This window comes from Streptomyces sp. NBC_01408, from assembly GCF_026340255.1.
Lineage (GTDB): Bacteria > Actinomycetota > Actinomycetes > Streptomycetales > Streptomycetaceae > Streptomyces.
Map to the genome: position 1 here is coordinate 2,954,578 of NZ_JAPEPJ010000001.1, position 21,577 is coordinate 2,976,154.

The 21,577-nt window shown below is 71.8% G+C and carries 15 protein-coding genes, 2 tRNA genes and 2 pseudogenes; 16 read left to right on the plus strand and 3 right to left on the minus strand.

The features are described 5' to 3' along the window. The first annotated feature begins 64 nt into the window (after positions 1-64). The 11 genes and pseudogenes from rsfS (at position 65) to OG447_RS13480 (ending at position 11,727) form a co-directional block, all read left to right on the plus strand. Positions 65-511 carry a ribosome silencing factor gene (gene rsfS, locus OG447_RS13430; RefSeq protein ID WP_073915048.1) on the plus strand — a complete coding sequence of 149 codons (447 nt, stop codon included), beginning with the start codon at positions 65-67 and terminating at the stop codon, positions 509-511. Next, a complete protein-coding gene (locus OG447_RS13435) occupies positions 508-1,164 on the plus strand; it encodes a histidine phosphatase family protein (RefSeq protein ID WP_266938859.1) in 657 nt (218 codons plus the stop codon). The genes rsfS and OG447_RS13435 overlap by 4 nt, the downstream gene beginning before the upstream one ends. A 124-nt stretch (positions 1,165-1,288) precedes the next feature. Continuing rightward, positions 1,289-1,361: transfer RNA gene (locus tag OG447_RS13440), tRNA-Ala, on the plus strand. A gap of 143 nt (positions 1,362-1,504) precedes the next feature. Continuing rightward, complete coding sequence (locus OG447_RS13445; RefSeq protein WP_031145414.1) at positions 1,505-1,738, plus strand: hypothetical protein; 234 nt, start codon at positions 1,505-1,507, stop codon at positions 1,736-1,738. 153 nt (positions 1,739-1,891) lie between these two features. Beyond that, a tRNA-Ala gene (locus OG447_RS13450) sits at positions 1,892-1,964 on the plus strand. A 257-nt stretch (positions 1,965-2,221) separates the two neighbouring features. Continuing rightward, on the plus strand, positions 2,222-5,107 hold the full coding sequence (gene leuS / locus OG447_RS13455; protein WP_266936721.1) for a leucine--tRNA ligase: 2,886 nt from the start codon (positions 2,222-2,224) through the stop codon (positions 5,105-5,107). A 142-nt stretch (positions 5,108-5,249) separates the two neighbouring features. After that, entirely contained in the window at positions 5,250-5,978 is a 729-nt protein-coding gene (locus tag OG447_RS13460; protein ID WP_266936722.1) for a hypothetical protein, read from the plus strand. A 320-nt stretch (positions 5,979-6,298) separates the two neighbouring features. Then, positions 6,299-7,144, plus strand: a complete 846-nt coding sequence (locus OG447_RS13465; protein WP_266936723.1) for a DegV family protein — start codon at positions 6,299-6,301, stop codon at positions 7,142-7,144. Positions 7,145-7,662: 518 nt separating this feature from the next. Then, positions 7,663-8,346 (plus strand): ComEA family DNA-binding protein, encoded by a 684-nt coding sequence (locus OG447_RS32275; RefSeq protein WP_323181766.1) that lies wholly within the window; start codon positions 7,663-7,665, stop codon positions 8,344-8,346. Positions 8,347-8,492: 146 nt separating this feature from the next. Continuing rightward, a pseudogene (locus OG447_RS13475) lies at positions 8,493-10,709 on the plus strand (ComEC/Rec2 family competence protein); the annotation flags it as partial. Between the two features lie 157 nt (positions 10,710-10,866). Then, complete coding sequence (locus OG447_RS13480) at positions 10,867-11,727, plus strand: YceI family protein (protein ID WP_266938860.1); 861 nt, start codon at positions 10,867-10,869, stop codon at positions 11,725-11,727. Positions 11,728-11,732: 5 nt separating this feature from the next. On the opposite strand, the gene OG447_RS13485 is transcribed toward OG447_RS13480, so the two are convergent. After that, the gene (locus tag OG447_RS13485; protein ID WP_266936725.1) at positions 11,733-11,975 is read right to left on the minus strand and encodes a hypothetical protein; all 243 of its coding nucleotides are present in this window, start codon (positions 11,973-11,975) and stop codon (positions 11,733-11,735) included. Positions 11,976-12,051: 76 nt separating this feature from the next. On the opposite strand from OG447_RS13485, the gene holA reads away from it, so the two are divergent. Then, positions 12,052-13,044, plus strand: a complete 993-nt coding sequence (holA, locus tag OG447_RS13490; protein WP_266936726.1) for a DNA polymerase III subunit delta — start codon at positions 12,052-12,054, stop codon at positions 13,042-13,044. An 876-nt stretch (positions 13,045-13,920) separates the two neighbouring features. Here the strand turns inward: holA and rpsT are convergent. Beyond that, entirely contained in the window at positions 13,921-14,187 is a 267-nt protein-coding gene (gene rpsT / locus OG447_RS13495; RefSeq protein WP_030384651.1) for a 30S ribosomal protein S20, read from the minus strand. A 256-nt stretch (positions 14,188-14,443) separates the two neighbouring features. Between rpsT and lepA the strand changes: the two genes are divergently transcribed. The 4 genes from lepA (at position 14,444) to OG447_RS13515 (ending at position 20,642) form a co-directional block, all read left to right on the plus strand. Next, positions 14,444-16,309, plus strand: coding sequence for a translation elongation factor 4 (gene lepA / locus OG447_RS13500; protein WP_266936727.1), 1,866 nt, complete (start codon positions 14,444-14,446; stop codon positions 16,307-16,309). Positions 16,310-16,529: 220 nt separating this feature from the next. Further along, positions 16,530-18,419, plus strand: coding sequence for a long-chain fatty acid--CoA ligase (locus tag OG447_RS13505; RefSeq protein WP_266936728.1), 1,890 nt, complete (start codon positions 16,530-16,532; stop codon positions 18,417-18,419). Positions 18,420-18,719: 300 nt separating this feature from the next. Then, positions 18,720-19,952 carry a radical SAM family heme chaperone HemW gene (gene hemW, locus OG447_RS13510; protein ID WP_266936729.1) on the plus strand — a complete coding sequence of 411 codons (1,233 nt, stop codon included), beginning with the start codon at positions 18,720-18,722 and terminating at the stop codon, positions 19,950-19,952. A gap of 102 nt (positions 19,953-20,054) precedes the next feature. Beyond that, positions 20,055-20,642 (plus strand): Uma2 family endonuclease, encoded by a 588-nt coding sequence (locus OG447_RS13515; protein ID WP_266936730.1) that lies wholly within the window; start codon positions 20,055-20,057, stop codon positions 20,640-20,642. Between the two features lie 51 nt (positions 20,643-20,693). On the opposite strand, the pseudogene OG447_RS13520 reads toward OG447_RS13515, so the two are convergent. Then, a pseudogene (locus OG447_RS13520) lies at positions 20,694-21,523 on the minus strand (IS5 family transposase). Between the last annotated feature and the right edge of the window lie 54 nt (positions 21,524-21,577).

The following is a 21,577-nucleotide window of genomic DNA, read 5'->3' on the forward strand; positions in this document are numbered from 1 at the left end:
GGGCGGTGTCGGCGGTACATGAGACCCTTGTAAGGATCTGCCCGCCAACCCGAAAGCATGGCCAGTGACCGCCACGGACCGCTCCATCGAGCTCATCACCGCCGCCGCCCAGGCCGCGGCCGACCGGCTCGCGCACGACATCATCGCGTACGACGTCAGCGACGTGCTGTCGATCACCGACGCCTTCCTGCTCGCCTCGGCGCCCAACGACCGCCAGGTCAAGTCGATCGTGGACGAGATCGAGGAGCAGCTCCTCAAGAAGCTCGGCGCCAAGCCGGTGCGCCGCGAGGGCGACCGCGACGCCCGCTGGATCCTGCTCGACTACGTCGACATCGTCGTCCACGTCCAGCACAGCGAGGAGCGTGTCTTCTACGCGCTGGAGCGCCTGTGGAAGGACTGCCCCGAGATCGAGCTCCCCGAGGACGCCAAGCTCACCATCGGCAAGGCCGAGGAGCACGCCAAGCTGCGCGAGGCGGCTGGTGACGACGAGCTGGACGGTGATCTGTTCTGAGCGCGACCGACAAGGGCAGGACTCCCAGGAAGATCGTCCTCTGGCGGCACGGCCAGACCGCATGGAACCTGGAGCGCCGGTTCCAGGGATCCACGGACATCGAGCTGACCGAGACGGGAGTGGCGCAGGCGCGCCGCGCCGCCCGGCTGCTCGCCTCGCTGAAGCCGGACGCCATCGTCGCGTCCGACCTTCGGCGGGCCTCCGCCACGGCCGCCGAGCTGGCCGCCGTGACGGGCCTGTCCGTGGAGCACTCACGGGCGCTGCGCGAGACGTACGCGGGTGAGTGGCAGGGCCTCACGCACGACGAGATCCTCGAGAAGTACGGCGAGCAGTACGGGGCGTGGAAGCGCGGCGAACCGGTCCGCCGCGGTGGCGGCGAGCTGGAGACCGAAGTCGCCGACCGGGCCGCGCCGGTGGTGCTGGGGCACGCCGACCGGCTGCCGGCGGGCGGCACGCTCGTCGTGGTCAGCCACGGCGGCACCATCCGTACGACCATCGGCCGTCTGCTGGGCCTGGACTCGTACTACTGGGAGGGCCTGGGCGGGCTCTCCAACTGCTGCTGGTCCGTCCTCGGTGAGGGCGCGCGCGGCTGGCGTCTGATGGAGCACAACGCCGGCACGCTGCCGGAACCGGTGCTCGGCGACGACGACTGAGCAGCTCCTGTGAGGCCGCCCGCCGGGGCTGCCACCCGGATTTCACTTTCCGGCTGGTCACAGGCTAGAGTTCTTCTTGTTCGCAGCGCAGAACACCGGAAACGGGGGGAGCGCCGCGGAGAGCGGGGCTATAGCTCAGTTGGTAGAGCGCCTGCATGGCATGCAGGAGGTCAGGAGTTCAATTCTCCTTAGCTCCACAATCAGGATCCCGTCCCCAACAGGGGGCGGGATCTTTGTTTTTGTACCCTTTGCGCTTGCTGACCCAGCCCGCACCGGCGTGGCAGAATCGGACGGCCGGAGGGGGAGTCGACGGCCCGACGCGGGAGGGAGTCGCTGACGGATGGGTGCACACCGGCGGCGGTGCGACTGGTGCAACAACGGCACGCCGATCGTGCGGGACATGGACCCGGTCAACCCCGAATACCAGTACTGGTGCGAGGAATGCGCGCGGGCGCTGATCATAAAGGGCGACCCGATCGAGACGTACCGTGAGCTGGAGGGGGAGCCGATCTACGGCCGGCTGCTCGACGAACACTGCACGCTGAAGCGGTTCTATCAGTTCGCGAGAGCGTGACGAGACAGTTCGCGAGAGCGTGACGAGAAGGCTCAAAACGGACATGGCTCATGGTCGGCGGAAACCGATTTTTGGACCAGGGCCATGACCGTGTAATGTTTGGGACGTCGCCAGGGGGAACCGGCAAGGGAGACCGGGCGGCAGGCAAGACAAGGGGCTATAGCTCAGTTGGTAGAGCGCCTGCATGGCATGCAGGAGGTCAGGAGTTCAATTCTCCTTAGCTCCACAGTGAAGAAGCGGGCCACCCGGATCGGGTGGCCCGCTTCTCGTCGTGCTCACCGTTCGGAACGCCCGAGCGCCCGTAGGGGCCGCTGCGGTACCCTGACGCCATGCGTGCCGTACGCCTTCTGCTTACCGAGCCGCGCTGATCAGTACCGACCCTTCGAGACGGTCGGCATCGGCGCGGCGTCCCCTCCTGTGCGAGGGGTTTTTTCGTTTGGGCAGGCAGAGACGGCAGAGACGATCGATGGAGCTTCAGAAATCATGAGCGAGACGAACACCCCGGCCCCCGAGGCGGCCGAGGCGCACCGTTACACGGCTGCCATGGCCGCCGACATCGAGGCTCGCTGGCAGGACGTATGGGACGCGCAGGGCACCTACGAGGCCCCGAACCCGGTCGGTGACCTGGCCGGTGCTGCTTCTTCGCAGGCGGCGGCGGTCGTCGCACGGCCCAAGAAGTTCATCATGGACATGTTCCCGTACCCGTCCGGCGCGGGCCTGCACGTCGGGCACCCGCTCGGGTACATCGCCACCGACGTGTTCGCCCGCCACCAGCGGATGACCGGTCACAACGTCCTGCACACCCTGGGCTTCGACGCCTTCGGCCTGCCGGCCGAGCAGTACGCCGTGCAGACCGGCACGCACCCGCGCGTGTCGACCGAGGCGAACATCGAGAACATGAAGGTCCAGCTGCGCCGGCTGGGCCTGGGCCACGACAAGCGCCGGTCGTTCGCGACGATCGACCCCGAGTACTACAAGTGGACCCAGTGGATCTTCCTGCAGATCTACAACTCCTGGTACGACTCCGAGGCGGGCCGGGCCCGGCCGATCGCCGAGCTGGTCGCCGCCTTCGAGGACGGCTCCCGTGAGGTTCCCGGGGACCGCGCCTGGGGCGAGCTGACCGCGGCCGAGCGGGCCGACGTGCTCAACGGCCACCGGCTGGCGTACGCCTCCGACGCGCCCGTGAACTGGTGCCCCGGGCTGGGCACCGTACTGGCCAACGAGGAGGTCACCGCGGACGGCCGCTCCGAGCGCGGCAACTTCCCGGTCTTCAAGTCCAAGCTGAGCCAGTGGAACATGCGGATCACCGCGTACGCTGACCGGCTGCTGGACGACCTGGACGCGCTGGACTGGCCCGAGGCCATCAAGCTGCAGCAGCGGAACTGGATCGGCCGCAGCGAGGGCGCGCGCGTCGACTTCGCGCTGGGCGACGAGGCCATCACCGTCTTCACCACCCGCCCCGACACCCTGTTCGGCGCCACCTACATGGTGCTGGCGCCCGAGCACCCGCTGGTCGAGAAGTTCATCCCGGCCGCCTGGCCCGAGGGCACCCACGACGTGTGGACCGGCGGGTACGCCACCCCGGCCGAGGCCGTCGCCGCGTACCGCAAGCAGGCCGCCTCCAAGTCGGACGTCGAGCGGCAGGCCGAGGCCAAGGACAAGACCGGTGTCTTCACCGGCGAGTACGCGGTCAACCCGGTCAGCGGCGAGAAGGTCCCGGTCTTCATCGCCGACTACGTGCTGATGGGCTACGGCACCGGCGCGATCATGGCGGTGCCCGCGCACGACAGCCGCGACTTCGAGTTCGCGCGAGCCTTCGAGCTGCCGATCCGCTGCGTGGTCAAGCCGACCGACGGGCGGGGCACCGACACCGCGGAGTGGGCGGACGCGTTCGTCTCGTACGACGCGGAGCTGGTGAACTCCTCCGGCGAGGGCATCTCGCTGGACGGGCTGGGCGTCGTCGACGCGAAGGCCGCCATCACCGCGTGGCTGGCCGAGCGCGGCATCGGCGAGGGCACGGTCAACTTCCGGCTGCGTGACTGGCTGTTCAGCCGCCAGCGCTACTGGGGCGAGCCCTTCCCGATCGTCTACGACGAGGACGGCGTCGCGCACCCGCTGCCCGAGTCGATGCTGCCGCTGGAGCTGCCGGAGGTCGAGGACTACTCCCCGCGCACCTTCGAGCCGGACGACGCCGCGTCGAAGCCCGAGACCCCGCTGTCGCGCAACGAGGCGTGGGTCGACGTGGAGCTGGACCTGGGAGACGGCGCGGGCGTCAAGCGCTACCGCCGCGAGACCAACACCATGCCCAACTGGGCGGGCTCCTGCTGGTACGAGCTGCGCTACCTGGACCCCCACAACTCCGAGGCGCTGGTCGACCCGGCGATCGAGCAGTACTGGATGGGCCCGCGCGAGAGCGCGCCGCACGGTGGCGTCGACCTGTACGTCGGCGGAGCCGAGCACGCGGTGCTGCACCTGCTGTACGCCCGTTTCTGGTCCAAGGTGCTGTTCGACCTGGGTCACGTCTCGTCCGCCGAGCCGTTCCACAAGCTGTTCAACCAGGGCATGATCCAGGCGTACGCCTACACCGACTCGCGCGGTGTGTACGTCCCGGCGGCCGAGGTCGAGGAGCGCGACGGCGGCTGGTTCTACCAGGGCGAGCCGGTCAAGCGTGAGCACGGCAAGATGGGCAAGTCCCTGAAGAACGCCGTCACGCCGGACGAGATCTGCGAGGAGTACGGCGCGGACACCCTGCGCCTGTACGAGATGGCGATGGGCCCGCTGGACGTCTCGCGTCCGTGGGACACCCGCGCCGTCGTCGGCCAGTACCGGCTGCTGCAGCGCCTGTGGCGCAACGTGGTGGACGAGGAGACCGGAGCGGTCACCGTCGTCGACGCAGAGCCGGGCGAGGACACCCTGCGGGCGCTGCACAAGGCGATCGACGGGGCCGGCGCGGACATGGCGGGGCTGCGGTTCAACACAGCCATCGCGAAGATCACCGAGCTGAACAACGCACTGACGAAGGCGGGCCGCCCGCTGGAGCGCTCGGTCGCCGAGCGGCTGGTGCTGCTGGTAGCCCCGCTGGCGCCGCACATCGCGGAGGAGCTGTGGCACCGCCTGGGGCACAGCGAGTCGGTCGTCCACCAGGACTTCCCGGTCGCGGACCCGGCGTACGTCGTGGACGAGACCGTGACGTGCGTGGTGCAGGTCAAGGGCAAGGTCAAGGCGCGCCTGGAGGTGTCGCCGGAGATCTCGGAGGCGGAGCTGGAGCGGCTGGCCGTGACCGATGAGGGCGTGGTCGCGGCGCTGGGCGGCGCGGAGATCCGCAAGGTGATCGTGCGCGCGCCGAAGCTGGTGAACATCGTCATCTGACCGTGGTCGGATGGGGCATCCCTCTATGGGGGAGATCCCGTACGGGCAGGTTGGGGGTTCGAATGGAACCCCCAGCCTGCCCGTGGCGTTTACGGTGGAGGGGACGGAAAACAGCTGTCTGGGGACTGGGGAAGGGATACTCATGGAGGCCGCGCTGATCATCTTCGCGCTGATGGTGCTATTCACCTTCCTGGGCCTGGGCGTCTACGCGACGGTCAAGGTGGTGGGGGCGGCGAAGCGGGGCGTGGACCGGACGATCACGCAGGCCCGCCGGACCGTTGAGGACACCACCTTGAGGGCCAAGAGCTTCGGCCAGGTCGGGGTCACGGGGGCGCTGGCGCAGCTGCGGCTGGACCTGAGGACATGTATGCGGTCCACGCAGCAGGCGCTGCACGACGGGGCCCGCCTGGACGCCTCGCTGCGGGAGTCGATCACCCTGTTCGAGCGGCTGAGCGCGCACGGGCGCGAGCTGGACGACGAGCTGAAGCGGCTGGAGCAGGATCCGGACCGCAAGCGGATCGAGGAGCGCCTGCCCGACCTGCGGGAGCGGACCGCCAAGATCACGCAGGCCGCGGACTCGCTGCGCTGGGCCGCGCGGGACCGTGCCAGCCGCTTCGCGGAGGACGACCTGTCCGCACTGTCGGCGCAGATCGAGATGGAGTCCGGGGCGCTGCGGGACTGGTCGCGGGAGTCGGTGGACGACCTGGCGGCGGCCGCCGCGGAGTGGGACGCGGCGCAGCAGGCGCAGGGCGCACAGCAGGCGCAGCAGGCACAGCAGCGTGAGCAGCCTCAGAAGGCGGCGCTGAATCCGGCCGCCCCGGCGCCCGAATACCCCTGGCAGAAGACGCGACGGCCGGAGAGCACGACCTGAGCGAGGGCGCTGCTCTCAGCCCCGTCCCGCGTGGGAGGGGCGGCCATTGTCAGCCCGTCCGGTGTGGGAGGGGCCGCGACTGTCAGCCCGTCCGGCGTTTGAGGACCGGGGTCTGGGGCGGAGCCCCAGTTTCGGGAAGGGGCGGGGTGAGGGAGAAGCCCCGCAGGGCCGGAGCCCCGCCGGGCAGCGGAGCCCCATCGGCGGCAGCCGGAGCCGCGGGGCAGCCGGAGCCGTCAGGGCGCCCAGGCGGAGGCCCCGTCGAAGCCCCGACAAGGGGCCCAGGCTGCCGTCCCACCCCCACTGGCGGTAACCTCCGGCTCATGTCCCGCCATGTCGCGATCGTCACCGATTCCACGGCCTACCTGCCACGACCGGCCTTGGCGCGGCACGGAATCACCTCCGTACCGCTCACCGTGGTGCTCGGCGGCGAGGCACTCGTAGAGGGCACCGAGATCTCGGCGCGCAGCCTCGCCCTCGCCCTGCAGAAGCGCCGCTCGGTCACCACCTCGCGCCCCAGCCCGGAAGAGTTCGTCCGGGCCTACCAGGCGGCGTCGGAGGCCGGTGCGAGCGGCATCGTCAGCCTGCACCTGTCCGCCGAGTTCTCCGGTACCTACGACGCCGCCGTGGTCGCCGCCAGGACGGCACCCGTGCCCGTGCGGGTCGTGGACACCGGCATGGTCGCGATGGCCCTCGGCTTCTGCGCGCTCGCCGCCGCGGAGGTGGCCGAGGCGGGCGGCTCCGTGGACGAGGCCGTGGCCGCCGCGGAGAAGCGGGCCGTGGACATGTCCGCGTACTTCTACGTCGACACCCTCGACTACCTCCGCAGGGGCGGCCGGATCGGCGCCGCGCAGGCCCTCCTCGGCTCGGCCCTGGCCGTCAAGCCCCTGCTGACGCTGGAGGGAGGGCGCATCGAGATGCTGGAGAAGGTCCGCACGGCTTCCAAGGCCATCGCCCGTCTCGAGGAGCTGGCGGTCGAGCGCGCCGGATCGGGCCGTGTCGATGTGGCGGTGCACCACCTGGCCGCGCCCGAGCGGGCCGAGAAGCTCGCCCAGCGGCTCCGCGAGCGCGTGCCCGGCCTGGTCGAGCTGCACGTCAGCGAGGTCGGCGCGGTGATCGGCGCGCACACCGGACCGGGGCTGCTGGCGGCGGTCGTATCGCCTCGCTGATCACCGGAACGGGTGACCGGGTTATCCACAACGGGCTTGGTATCCACCGGAATTGAGGCCTCCGAACGGCCGTGAGGATTCGCCCCTACGGTCGTGGCATGACTCTTCGAACGCGTACCTCGCATCCGTCCGGCGCCACCAGCGGCCCGGGCCGCCCCCGCCTTTCCGACGGCCGCCTCCGGCCCCGCCGCAGTGACCGCCGGCCCCGCCCTGAGCCGGCCGCGGTACAGCGCCGGGCCGAAGCCCTGCTGGGTGGCAGCAGTCCGCCGCGGGTTCCTCCCTTGGCCGAGCCGGATCCGGGGGGCGGGCCTGCTGGGGAGGTGGGGGGTGCTGTGCGGCCGGTGTCCGGGGCGGGTCCTGGGCTGGGTGGCAGCAGACCGCCGCGGGTCCCTGCCGTGGCTGAGCCGGATCCGGGGGGCGGGCCTGCTGGGGAGGTGGGGGCTGCTGGGTCGCCGGTACCCGGGGCCGGTCCCGGGGAAGGGGGCGAGCCGGTCTCCGGGGGTGCGTGGAGATCCGCCGTGCGGGAACGGCTCCCGGTCTGGCTCCAGGCCCGCTGCGGGGTCGAGCCGCGCACGGTGGCCGCCGTGGCGGTGGTGCTGCTCGTCGCCGTCGGGTTCGCCGCGCAGCAGTACTGGTCGGGTCGGCCCCAGCCGGTCACCGCGCCCGCCGTGGTCGCCCCGGGGACGGCGCCACCCGTGATCCCGGACCCGGCCCCGGTTCCGGCCGCCGCCGCTCTGCCCGGGGCCGCCCAGGGTGCCGGTGCGCGGATCGTCGTGGACGTCAGCGGCAAGGTCCGGGACCCCGGTGTGCGGAGGCTGCCCGCCGGTTCGCGGGTGGAGGACGCGCTGGCCGCCGCCGGGGGAGTACGGCCGGGCACGGACACCACCGGGCTGAACCGGGCCCGGGTGCTCGTGGACGGCGAGCAGGTGCTGGTGGGCGCCCCGGCGCAGCCGCAGCCGCCCGCGGGCGGAGCCGGATCGGGCTCCGGGCCAGGCTCCGGGCCGAGCGCGGCCCCGATCAGCCTCGGCTCGGCCACGGTCGAGCAATTGGACGGCCTGCCGGGGGTCGGGCCGGTGCTGGCGCAGCACATCGTGGACTTCCGCACCGCCCGCGGCGGATTCCGTTCCGTGGAGGAGCTCCGTCAGGTCGAAGGCATCGGTGAGCGGCGCTTCGCCGATCTGCGTACGCGGGTGCGGCCGTGAACGGGACCGAGGGGCCGGGGCCGGTCGACCTGCGGCTCGCGGTGCCGGCGCTGGCCGCCTGGGCCGCGGCCGCCCTCGCCCTGGATGCGCCGGCCGGCCGGACCGCCGCCGCCGTGGCCCTGGGGGTGACGGGGGCGGGGCTGCTGATGCTGGCCGGGTGGCGCCGGCCCGGGCCGCGCTGGAGGGCCGCGGCGGCGGCAGCCCTGCTGTGCGCGGCCGCCGGAGCCGGGGTGGCGGGGCTCCAGCGGGCCGAGGCGCGGGCCGGGCCGGTCGCGGGACTGGCCCGGGAGCACGCTCGCGTCCTCGCGGAGTTCACCGTAGCCTCCGATCCTCGGGCCACGTCGAAGGGGACCGGGCCGCCCGTGGTGATGCTGGACGCGGTGCTGACCCGGGTGACCGGGCCCGACGGGTCACGGACCCGGGTCGCCACGCCTGTGCGCGTGCTGGCCGGGCACCCGGGGTGGAACCGGCTCCTGCCCTCGACGCGGGTGGAGGTGGTCGCCCGGCTGGCGCCGGGCAGGGACGGGGAGCGGGCCGTGGCGCTGCTGCGCCCCGCCGGTGACAGTCCGCCGCGGGTGACGGGCGGACCGGACACCGCCCAGCGGATCGCCGGGCGGCTGCGGGCCGGGCTGCGCGAGGCCACCGAGGGGCTCGCGCCGGATGCCAGGGCCCTGCTGCCGGGGCTGGTGGTCGGCGACACCTCCCGGGTGCCGTCCGATCTGCACGAGGCCTTCCGGGCCACCGACCTGCTGCACCTGCTCGCGGTGTCCGGGTCCAACCTGACCGTGGTGCTCTTCCTGCTCATCGGACCCCCGGCCCGCGCCCAGCAGGCCGAGCGGCGCGGGCTGGCACCCCGCCTGGGGCTGTCCCTGCGGGCCACCGCCCTGTGCGGGGCGGCGCTGACGCTCGCGTTCGTCGTGGTGTGCCGGCCGGAGCCGAGCGTGCTGCGCGCCGCCGCCTGCGGTGCCGTCACCCTGCTGGCCATCGCCACCGGGCGGCGCAGGTCCCTGATCCCGGCGCTGGCCGCCGCCGTGCTGCTGCTGGTGCTCTACGACCCGTGGCTGGCCCGCAGCTACGGCTTCCTGCTCTCCGTCCTGGCCACCGGCGCCCTGCTGACGCTCGCGCCCCGGTGGAGCGCGGCCCTGCGGCGCCGCGGGATGCGGCCCCGGCTCGCCGAGGCGCTCGGGGCCGCCGCTGCCGCCCAGGCGGTGTGCGCGCCCGTCGTCGCCGTGCTCTCGGCCCGGGTCAGCCTGGTGGCGGTGCCGTGCAACCTGCTGGCCGAGCTGGCGGCCGGTCCGGCCACCGTGCTCGGCTTCGCGGCGCTCGCGGCGGCCCCGCTGTGGATGCCTGCCGCGGAGCTGCTGGCCTGGTGCGCGGGGGTGCCCGCCGGATGGATCGCCGGCGTGGCCCGGGCCGGGGCACGGCTGCCCGGGGCCGAGCTGCCCTGGCCGGGCGGTATCACCGGCGGCCTGCTGCTGGCCGCCGCCACGCTGGCTGCCGTAGGGCTCGGAGCCCGCCTCGTACGGCGCCGGTGGGTCTGCTGCGGCCTGGCCGGGCTGCTGCTCCTCGTCGTGCTGAGGCCGCCCCAGCTCACCCGTACGGTCACCGGCTGGCCGCCGCCCGACTGGAGCTACGTCCAGTGCGCGGTGGGCCAGGGAGACGCCGCGGTCCTCTCCGTCGGCCCGGGCACGGCCGTGGTCGTGGACGCAGGCCCGGAGCCCGGCCCGGTGGACGACTGCCTGCGTGCGCTGGGTGTGCACAGGGTTCCGCTGCTCCTGCTGACGCACTTTCACGCCGACCACGTGGCCGGCCTGTCCGGGGTGCTGCGCGGCCGGACCGTGGGTGTGATTCAGACCACCGGCTTCGAGGAGCCGGCCGGGCAGGCGGCGGCCGTCCGGCGGACCGCGGCGGCCGCCGGCGTACCCGTAGTGGCGGCGGCGCAGGGGGAGCGGCGCCGGGCCGGGCCGCTGGACTGGCAGGTGCTGTGGCCGTCACCGGCCGGACCGCCGCCCGAGGGGCCCAACGACGCCAGCGTGGCCCTGCTGGTCCGCGCCGGGGGCCTGACCCTGCTCCTGCTCGGCGACCTCGAACCGCCCGCGCAGCAAGCCCTCTTGAGGGAGCGTCCGCACTGGGGACCGGTGGATGTGGTGAAGGTCGCCCACCACGGCTCCGCACACCAGGAACCCGCCCTGTACGACCGGATCCGGCCACGCCTCGCGATCGTCCCGGTCGGTGCGGGAAATCGCTACGGGCACCCCGCACCCGGTACGCTCGCGCAACTGCGGTCGACAGGGGCGACCGTGCTGCGCACCGACACCGACGGCTCGATCGCCGTCACCGGCACCGGTCCGCGGCTGCGCGCGTTTCCGGCCAATCGGCGGCGGAACCGGCGCGGGCATACCGGGCGCGACCATTCTGTTTGCCCACAACCCGACAGCATGATCGAATGCGTCTTCGCCACAGCGGTCCAAGTCCACACAGCACGGGGGTGCGTCAGCCATGTTCGGTCGCCGACGGGGGATGGAGTCGACCGGGAGTTCCAGCCCACAGACATCCGCGACACTGACGCTGCCGCCGACGGCGCGTCTGCTCAACTGCCGGGTCCTCGACACGGTCCACCAGCCGATCCGGCAGGCCAAGTTCGAGGTGACGGATCCGATCGGCCGCCGGGTCGTCAGCGGGGAGACCGACCCTTACGGCGGGTTCACGGCGGCCATGCCGGAGGGGGAGTACCGCCTCTCCGTCACCGCCGAGGGGTACGCACCCTTCCACGGAGCGACGCTCGTGGGCGACCCGGCGCAGCCCGGCACTGGGGAGATCATCCTCGACGCCGTCGAGCCTCCGCTGCTGCCGCAGCCCGGTCACTGGGAGCTCGACCCGACGCATTCCTCGATCGGCTTCTCGGCCCGGCACATCGGCTTCGCGCGGATCCGCGGCCGGTTCAACACCTTCGCCGGGGCGGTGCGGATAGCCGAGCGCATGGAGGACTCCTCCATGCACGTCATCATCGATGCGGCGAGCATCGACACCGGGGTGCGGCTGCGCGACGACCACCTGCGCTCCGCCGACTTCCTGGACGCGGCCAGGCATCCCACGGTGGAGTTCTACAGCGAACGGTTCATCCACCGCAGCGGCAGCCGCTGGGCCGTCGCGGGCGCCCTCACCCTCCACGGAGTCAGCCGCTCGGTGACCCTGGACACCCAGTACCTGGGTCTCGGCACGGGCATGGAGGGCGAGCCGCGGGCAGCCTGCCGGGCCACCGCGGAACTGCAGCGCGAGGACTTCACCCTGAACTGGCAGTCGATCCTGGCCCACGGGATCGCGGCGATCGGTGCGAACGTGGACGTGGCGCTGGACGTCCAGATCGTGCACAAGGCCTGACCGCCCTACGGGGCTTCCAGCCAGCCTTCGTACTCGGCGGCGAGGCCGTCCAGCGCGGTGGCGTCGAGCCTCTCCTGCGGGTCCTCGACCACCACCAGCCACTGGGCGTCCTCGGCGTCGTCCTCACCGGCCAGGGCGTCGCGCACCAACTGCGGTTCCTCCGGGAGGCCGAAGCGGTCGGCGGCCTCCTGCGCCACCTCCTCGGCGGCGTCGCGGTCGGGCAGGACGAGTACATGTCGCACGTTCACCCGACCATTCTCAAGTATCGGGTGAGGGGGGCCGCGGGGCGGGGGACTGTCAGTGCGGCGTGGGATGCTGGAGGCGATGGCCACCAGGAAGAACCCCACCGACGATCCGCTTGCCCCGCTCACCCTCGCGGTGGGGCAGGAGGACCTGCTGCTCGACCGTGCCGTACGGGAGGTGGTGGCGGCCGCCCGTGCCGCCGATGCCGACACGGACGTGCGCGACCTCGCCTCCGAGCAGCTCCAGCCCGGCACGCTGGCCGAGCTGACGAGCCCCTCGCTCTTCTCCGAGCGCAAGGTCCTGGTCGTGCGCAACGCGCAGGACCTCTCCGCGGACACGGTCAAGGAGGTCAAGGCGTACCTCGCCGCGCCGTACGAGGACATCGCCCTCGTCCTCCTCCACGCGGGCGGGGTCAAGGGCAAGGGCCTGCTGGACGCGGCGCGCAAGGCGGGCGCGCGGGAGATCGCCTGCCCGAAGATGACCAAGGCGGCGGACCGGCTGGCCTTCGTGCGGGGCGAGTTCCGCATGCTGGGCCGGTCGGCGACCCCCGAGGCGTGCCAGACCCTCGTGGACGCGATCGGCAGCGACCTGCGCGAGCTGGCGAGCGCGGCGGCGCAGCTGTGCGCGGACGTCGAGGGCACCATCGACGAGGCCGTAGTGGGCCGCTATTACAAGGGCCGGGCCGAGGCCTCCAGCTTCACGGTCGCCGACCGGGCCGTGGAAGGCCGCGCGGCCGAGGCCCTCGAAGCCCTGCGCTGGTCGCTGTCCACCGGGGTGGCGCCGGTCCTGATCACCAGCGCGCTGGCCCAGGCGGTGCGCGCGATCGGCAAACTGGCCTCCGCCCCGCGCGGGGCCCGCCCCGGCGACCTGGCCCGGGACCTGGGCATGCCGCCGTGGAAGATCGACCGGGTCCGCCAGCAGATGCGCGGCTGGTCCGCGGACGGAGTCTCGGACGCCCTGCGCGCCGTGGCCGCGGCCGACGCGGGGGTCAAGGGCGGCGGCGACGACCCCGAGTACGCCTTGGAGAAGGCGGTCGTGGCGGTCGCCCGCGCGGCCCGCCCCCAGCGCCGCTAGAGCGTCTCCGCAAGCCAGGGGGGCGTCTCGCCGGTCACGCCGGATCAGCCGGGGCGGCTGTCCCCGCGCCGTGCAGCGCCGCGCCGTGCAGCACCGCGCCGTGCAGTGCAGTGCGGCGTTGTCGGTCGTCGATGCTCCGCATCGGCTCCCTCCTCCGCCTTGCGATCCACGGCACCAGCCCCCGGGTTGATCCGGCCTGATCGGCGAGACACCTGGCGTCGGCCCTCGGCCGGGCGGTCCGGTCGGAGGCGTGGACGGTCCGGACGGCGGTCCCGTCGGCGGCGCGGGCGGTGCGGGAGGTCCCGGAGGCACCGGCGGGGAGCTCCGGCGGCTCGTCCGTACCTCCTGGCGGCTCCCTCGACCGGCGCTCCGTCGTCTTCGCGCGCTCCCGCCCGGGCGGCTGTGCGGGTGCCGCGAGCGGATCCTCGTGCCCGGCCGGCGGTTCGGCCTGTGCGGGCAGGAGGCCTGTGAGCTGCGGTGGGACCTGTCGGCGGACTGGCAGGCACGGTCGTCGGCGGCCTTGTCCACGCCGCCTTGTCCACGCCGCCTTGTCCACGCCGCCTCGTCCACGCCGCCTCGTCCACGCGGCCACGCCGCTACGCCGTCACGCGGCCGAGGTCCAGGACGGGCGGATGGATCCCTAGGACGCCCCCGAGGACTCACCTGCGCCGTGCTCGCCGCGGTGACCGGGCGGCCGGGCGGACAACGCGAAGGCCCCGGTCGCCACCCTGGGGAAGGGTGGGGGCCGGGGCCTTCGGTCACTGCTCTGGTTGCGCCGCACCCGCGTGGCGAACGCTTCGTGTGCGGCGCGGGGTGCCGGTCAGGAGCGGGAGAGAGGGCCCGCTGGATCCCTATCCGGCGATCACATCAGGGAGCTCAGCCCTGCAGGGAGGCAACCTTGGTGGCCAGCGCCGACTTCTTGTTGGCGGCGGCGTTCTTGTGGATGACACCCTTCGAGACAGCCTTGTCGAGCGCACGCGCGGCAGCGCGAGAAGCCACGGTGGCCTTCTCGACGTCACCGGCGACGACGGCCTCGCGGGCCTTGCGGATCGCGGTCTTGAGCGAGGACTTGACGGCCTTGTTACGCAGGCGCGCCTTCTCGTTCGTCTTGTTCCGCTTGATCTGGGACTTGATGTTCGCCACGAAAGAGCCTTTTCAGGTTCAGAGTTTTGTTCTTCGGATTGTGCCTCGACAGCTGAGAGGGCATACGAGACACAGCTGCCCAGGCTACCAGGCACGCTCCTGGCGGCCCAAACCGAGCGCACTGCCCCGTCCATGGGACCATGGGAGTCTGCGCATAGGTCCGACATCACGCCGCCGAGGGCGACGGGAGCCGGACTTTCGCTCCGACCGACGCTCCGCAAACGCTTCCGACTGCGACCGAGAATCAGGACACTGCGTGCCCGCGATCCCCAGCCACGTGCCCGAGCCGAGCCGTACCGACCCGGCGCTGATCCGCAACTTCTGCATCATCGCGCACATCGACCACGGCAAGTCGACCCTTGCCGACCGGATGCTCCAGCTCACCGGTGTGGTCGACCAGCGGCAGATGCGCGCCCAGTACCTCGACCGCATGGACATCGAGCGTGAGCGCGGCATCACGATCAAGTCCCAGGCGGTCCGTCTGCCCTGGGCGCCCACCACGGGCGAGGGCCAGGGCAACACCCACATCCTCAACATGATCGACACCCCCGGGCACGTCGACTTCACCTACGAGGTCTCGCGTTCCCTCGCCGCGTGCGAGGGCACGGTCCTCCTGGTGGACGCGGCCCAGGGCATCGAGGCGCAGACCCTCGCCAACCTGTACCTGGCGATGGAGAAGGACCTCGCGATCGTCCCGGTCCTGAACAAGATCGACCTGCCGGCCGCCCAGCCGGAGAAGTTCGCCGAGGAGCTCGCGAACCTGGTCGGCTGCCAGCCCGAGGACGTCCTGCGCGTCTCCGCGAAGACCGGCCTCGGCGTGGACGTGCTGCTCGACAAGATCGTCGCCACGGTTCCCGCCCCGGTCGGCCCCAAGGACTCCCCGGCCCGCGCGATGATCTTCGACTCGGTCTACGACTCGTACCGCGGTGTCGTGACCTACGTGCGTGTGGTCGACGGCCAGCTCAACAAGCGCGAGCGCATCCGGATGATGTCCACCGGCGCCACCCACGAGCTGCTGGAGATCGGCGTCTCCTCCCCGGAGATGACCCCCTCCGACGGCCTCGGCGTCGGCGAGGTGGGCTACATCATCACCGGCGTGAAGGACGTCCGTCAGTCCAAGGTCGGTGACACCATCACCAGCCTGCACAACGGCGCGGAAGAGGCCCTCGGCGGTTACAAGGACCCGCGCCCGATGGTCTTCTCCGGCCTGTACCCGCTGGACGGCTCGGACTACCCGGACCTGCGCGAGGCCCTGGACAAGCTCCAGCTGAACGACGCCGCGCTCGTGTACGAGCCGGAGACCTCGGCGGCGCTCGGCTTCGGCTTCCGCGTCGGCTTCCTCGGCCTGCTCCACCTGGACGTGGTCCGTGAGCGCCTGGAGCGCGAGTTCGGCCTCGACCTGATCGCCACCGCGCCGAACGTGGTCTACCGCGTCGTCATGGAGGACGGCAAGGAGGTCACGGTCACCAACCCGAGCGAGTTCCCCGAGGGCAAGATCTCGGACGTGTTCGAGCCGGTCGTCCGGGCCACCCTGCTCGCGCCCTCCGAGTTCATCGGCGCGATCATGGAGCTCTGCCAGCAGCGACGCGGCACCCTCCTCGGGATGGACTACCTCTCCGAGGACCGGGTCGAGATCCGCTACACGCTTCCGCTCGCGGAGATCGTCTTCGACTTCTTCGACCAGCTGAAGTCCAAGACGCGCGGCTACGCCTCCCTCGACTACGAGCCCACCGGCGAGCAGGCCTCCGGACTGGTCAAGGTCGACATCCTGCTGCACGGCGACAAGGTCGACGCCTTCTCCGCCGTCACGCACAAGGACGCCGCCTACGCCTACGGTGTGCGCCTCGTCGCCAAGCTGCGCGAGCTCATCCCGCGGCAGGCCTTCGAGATCCCGATCCAGGCGGCCGTCGGTTCGCGCGTCATCGCCCGCGAGACCATCCGCGCCATCCGCAAGGACGTCCTCGCCAAGTGCTACGGCGGCGACATCTCCCGTAAGCGGAAGCTGCTGGAGAAGCAGAAGGAAGGCAAGAAGCGGATGAAGATGGTCGGCTCCGTGGAGGTCCCGCAGGAGGCCTTCATCGCCGTCCTCTCCAGCGACGAGTCCGGCGGCAAGAAGAAGTAGCCGCCCCGCCGTCACTCGACGCGACCAGGCCCCCGCGCACAGGCGCGGGGGCCTGTTTCGTTATGAACCGGCTGCTTGCGGGCTCTTACGCGCACGCCGGAGGGCCTCTAGTCTGATCACTGCTCGACGGTTACTCGCCAGTTACAAACTCGCCAGTCCCAAGCGCCCCCCAAGCGCCCCACGCCCACGCACTGCCGCGTGGATCGGTCCGGAGGATGTCGTGAGCGACACACAGACCTATCTCGAGAACCGCCCGCCCACCGTGGCGGTGCTCTTCCTTGAGCGCGTCGCTGCGACGCCGAACGACGAGGCCTACCGGTTCCCGGTGCCCGCGTCCGGCGGCCAGGGCGCCGACGACTGGAAGTCGCTCAGCTGGGGCCAGGCGGCCGAGCGGGTCTTCGCCATTGCCGCCGGGCTGATCGCCCTCGGCCTGCAAGCGGAGGAGCGCGTCGCGCTCGCCTCCAACACCCGGGTCGAGTGGATCCTCTCCGATCTCGGCGTCATGTGCGCCGGCGGCGCGGTCACCACCATCTACCCCAGCACCAACGCGGACGAGTCGGCGTTCATCCTCTCCGACTCCGAGAGCCGGGTGCTCATCGCCGAGGACGCCAAGCAGCTGGCGAAGGCGCGCGAGCGCCGCGCCGACCTGCCGAACCTGGCCCACGTCGTGGTCCTGGAGGCCGCCGACGCGGTAGCCGCCAAGGGCGACCCCGAGGGCTGGGTGCTCTCGCTCGCCGATCTGGAGGCGCGCGGCAAGGAGTACCTCGCCAAGCACCCCGAGGCGGTCGACGAGCGGATCGGGTCCATCACCGCCGACCAGCTCGCCACCCTCATCTACACCTCCGGTACGACCGGCCGCCCCAAGGGCGTCCGGCTGCCGCACGACAGCTGGTCGTACATGGCCAAGGCCATGGTCGCCACCGGCCTGCTCCACAAGGACGACGTCCAGTACCTGTGGCTGCCGCTGGCCCACGTCTTCGGCAAGGTGCTGACCTCCGGCCAGATCGAGGCCGGGCACGTGACCGCCGTCGACGGCCGCGTAGACAAGATCATCGAGAACCTGCCGATCGTGCAGCCGACGTACATGGCCGCCGTTCCGCGCATCTTCGAGAAGGTCTACAACGGCGTGGCCGCCAAGGCCCGTGCCGCCGGCGGCGCCAAGTACAAGATCTTCCAGTGGTCGGTCGGCGTCGCCCGGGAGTACGCCAAGGTCACGCAGGACAACTTCCGCCGCACCGGCCAGGCGACCGCCCCCTTCGGCCTCACCACCAAGCACAAGATCGCCGACGCGCTCGTCTACTCCAAGCTCCGCGAGGCCTTCGGCGGCAAGCTGCGCGCGGCCGTCTCCGGCTCCGCCGCCCTGGCGCCCGAGATCGGCTACTTCTTCGCCGGCGCGGGCATCCACATCCTGGAGGGCTACGGCCTGACGGAGTCCAGCGCGGCCTCCTTCGTCAACCCGGGCGAGGCCTACCGCACCGGCACCGTCGGCAAGCCGCTCCCCGGCGCCGAGGTCCGCATCGCCGACGACGGCGAGGTCCTCCTGCGCAGCCCCGGCATCATGCAGGGCTACCACGGGCTGCCGGAGAAGACCGCCGAGGTCCTGGAGTCCGACGGCTGGCTGCACACGGGCGACATCGGCGAGCTCTCGGCCGACGGCTACCTGCGCATCACCGACCGCAAGAAGGACCTGATCAAGACCTCGGGCGGCAAGTACGTCGCCCCGGCGGAGATCGAGGGCCAGTTCAAGGCGATCTGCCCGTACGTGTCGAGCATCGTCGTGCACGGCGCCGACCGTAACTTCTGCTCGGCCCTGATCGCCCTCGACGAGCCGTCGATCCTGGGCTGGGCGGCCGGCAACGGGCTGGAGGGCAAGACGTACGGGGAGGTCCTGGCGGCGCCGGAGACCAACCGCCTGATCGAGACGTACGTACAGACCCTGAACGAGGGCCTCCAGCGCTGGCAGACGGTCAAGAAGTTCCGGCTGCTGCCGCGCGACCTGGACGTCGAGCACGGGGACCTGACGCCCAGCCTGAAGCTGAAGCGGCCGGTGGTCGAGCGTGAGTTCAAGCACCTGATCGACGAGATGTACGAGGGCGCGCGGGAGGCGTAAGCCCTGGCGGCCGGCCTGGCGGGGCGGTCTGCCTTGGCGGGCCGCCGCCGCTCCCTGGCCTCGGGGGGTCTGCCGCGCCGTCCATCCCTGCGGGCCGCTTCCCGGGGCTCCGCCCCGGACCCCGCGCCTCAAACGCCGGCGGGGCTGGATTGGGCGCCGACTGGGCCTGCCGGGCCGGCCCTGCCGAGGGGCTGGATCGGTGCCGGCCGAGCTGGATGTTGCGCGGGGCCGGGCCGGCCCTGCCGCGGGGCCGGATCGCGCGCGGCCGGGGGGACGCCGGTGGTGCGGGATGATGGGGGTATGCCTTCCGCACTGCCCGACGGTGACCCCATGCCCGAAGACGGCTCGCTGCCGTCGCATGCCCTGGCGGGTGCCGGGGACCGGCCGCTCGGGTTCTACCTGCACGTCCCGTACTGCGCCACGCGCTGCGGGTACTGCGACTTCAACACCTACACGGCCACCGAGCTGCGCGGCACCGGCGGTGTGCTCGCCTCGCGGGAGAACTACGCCGACACCCTGATCGACGAGGTCCGCCTCGCCCGCAAGGTGCTCGGGGACGACCCGAGGGCCGTGCGCACCGTCTTCGTCGGCGGCGGTACGCCGACGCTGCTGCCGGCCGGGGACCTCGTACGGATGCTCGCGGCGATCCGGGACGAATTCGGCCTCGCCGAGGACGCCGAGATCACCACCGAGGCCAATCCGGAGTCCGTGAACCCGCAGTACCTGGCCGAGCTGCGGGCCGGCGGCTTCAACCGGGTCTCCTTCGGCATGCAGAGCGCCAAGCAGCACGTCCTGAAGGTGCTCGACCGCACGCACACCCCGGGCCGCCCCGAGGCCTGCGTCGCGGAGGCGCGCGCGGCAGGCTTCGAGCACGTCAACCTGGACCTGATCTACGGGACACCGGGCGAGACGGACCAGGACTGGCGCGACTCCCTGGCCGCGGCGCTCGGAGCCGGGCCCGACCACGTGTCGGCGTACGCCCTGATCGTCGAGGAGGGCACCCAGCTGGCCCGCCGGATCCGCCGCGGCGAGGTCCCGATGACCGACGACGACGTGCACGCCGACCGCTACCTGATCGCGGACGAGGTCATGGCGGAGGCCGGCTACTCCTGGTACGAGGTGTCGAACTGGGCCACCTCCGAGGCCGGGCGCTGCCTGCACAACGAGCTGTACTGGCGCGGGGCCGACTGGTGGGGCGCGGGGCCGGGCGCGCACTCGCACGTGGGCGGCGTCCGGTGGTGGAACGTGAAGCACCCCGGCGCCTACGCCGCCGCCCTGGCGGAGGGGCGCTCCCCGGGCGCGGGGCGCGAGCTCCTGTCGGAGGAGGACCGGCGGGTGGAGCGCATCCTGCTGGAGCTCCGCCTGGTGGACGGCATCCCACTGTCCCTGCTCGCCCCGGCCGGGCTCGCCGCGTCCCGCAGCGCCCTCGCGGACGGCCTCCTGGAGGCCGCGCCGTACGAGGCCGGCCGGGCCGTGCTGACCCTGCGGGGCCGTCTGCTGGCCGACGCGGTCGTCCGGGACCTGGTGGACTGATCCCTCGCACGGGTGAATGCCTGCGGAAGCCGCAGGTGGGTGTTTACGCTGGACCTAGGCTGCCGCCGTAAGCGATGGCGGCGAACGCGAAGGACCACGGAGATGACCGCTGTGGACGACCGGCTGATCACGGATGCCGCCAAGTTCTTCGAGGACCTCGTTGTCCCCGAGGGCTACAAGGCCGAGCTCCTCCGGGGGGACATTGTGATGATGGCCGGACCTGACTGGGTCCACAATCTGATCGTCCTGCATGTGCTGAAGCAGATCCCCCTCGACCGGTGGTATCCGGTGCAGACTCAGGACATCTCCATCCCCGGCGAGACATCAGAACCGCAGCCGGATCTGGTGGTGGTCGAGCACGGGGCCTTTGACGGGCCAGGGAGGCTGGTCCCTGCGCCGGCCACCACCTTGCTGGTCGAGGTCGTGTCCAAGAACAGCGTCCACGCCGACTACGTAATCAAGAGGTCGATGTACGCGGCGGGTCAGGTTCCCGCGTACTTGATCATCGATCCGTTCGAGGCGGTGTGTGTCCTGCTGACGAAGGCGAAGGGCCAGGGCGAGGAGGCGGATTACGACGTGGAGCTCACCACTGCGTTCGGTCTTCCGGTTCCCCTGGATGCGTTGGGTATCAAGCTGGACACCAGCGAGTTCGGCACCCTGCCCAAGATCAAGCGGCACCGCTGCCCGTAACGGAGTCGATCAGCTCCTCGACGCGGCCCCCTAGGAGTTGTCGTCAAAGTGTCACGCCCACATCAGGAGCGATGCGAGGGTGACGGCTGCTTGGTAGGACTGGGCAGTCTTGTCGTACCGGGTGGCGATGCCGCGCCACTGCTTGAGGCGGTTGAAGCACCGTTCCACGACGTTGCGGCGCTTGTAGACCTGCTTGTCGAAGACGGGCGGGCGGCCGCCCCGGCTCCCGCGCCGGGCCCGGTTGCGGACCTGGTCGGACCGCTCCGGAATGGTGTGGGCGATGCCCCGGCGTCGCAGCCAGGTCCGGATCGCCTTCGAGCTGTAGCCCTTGTCGCCGATGACGTGGCCGGGCCGCATCCGCGGCCGGCCCGGTCCCGTTCGAGGCACCCGTATCGCGTCCATCACGGCGGTGAACTGGGTGCAGTCGTTGGTGTTCCCGCCGGTCAGGACGAAGGCCAGGGGCCGGCCCAAGCCGTCGCAGGCCAGGTGGATCTTGCTGGTCAGCCCGCCGCGGGACCGGCCGAGGGCCGGGCTGCGGAGCCCCCTTTTCGGGCTCCGGCCGCGTGCTGGTGGGCACGGACGATGCTGGAATCCACCGACACCAGCCACTCGATATCGCCCGCGGCATCCGCTTGCGCCTGGGCTGCCCGGAGCATCCGCTCAAAGGTCCCGTCCGCCGCCCACCTGCGGAAACGGGTGTGGAGGCTGGCCCACGACCCGTACCTCTCAGGCACGTCCCGCCATGCGACCCCGGTCCGGAACTTCCACACGATCCCGTTGAGAACCGTCCGGTCATCCAGCCTCGGCCGCCCGAAAACAGGCCGGGGCAACAGCGGTTGCACGAGTTCCCACTCGGCATCGGACAGTTCATGGCGACGTATCACGACACCATGATCCACAACCCAAGATCACTTTGACGACAGGCCCTAGTAGTG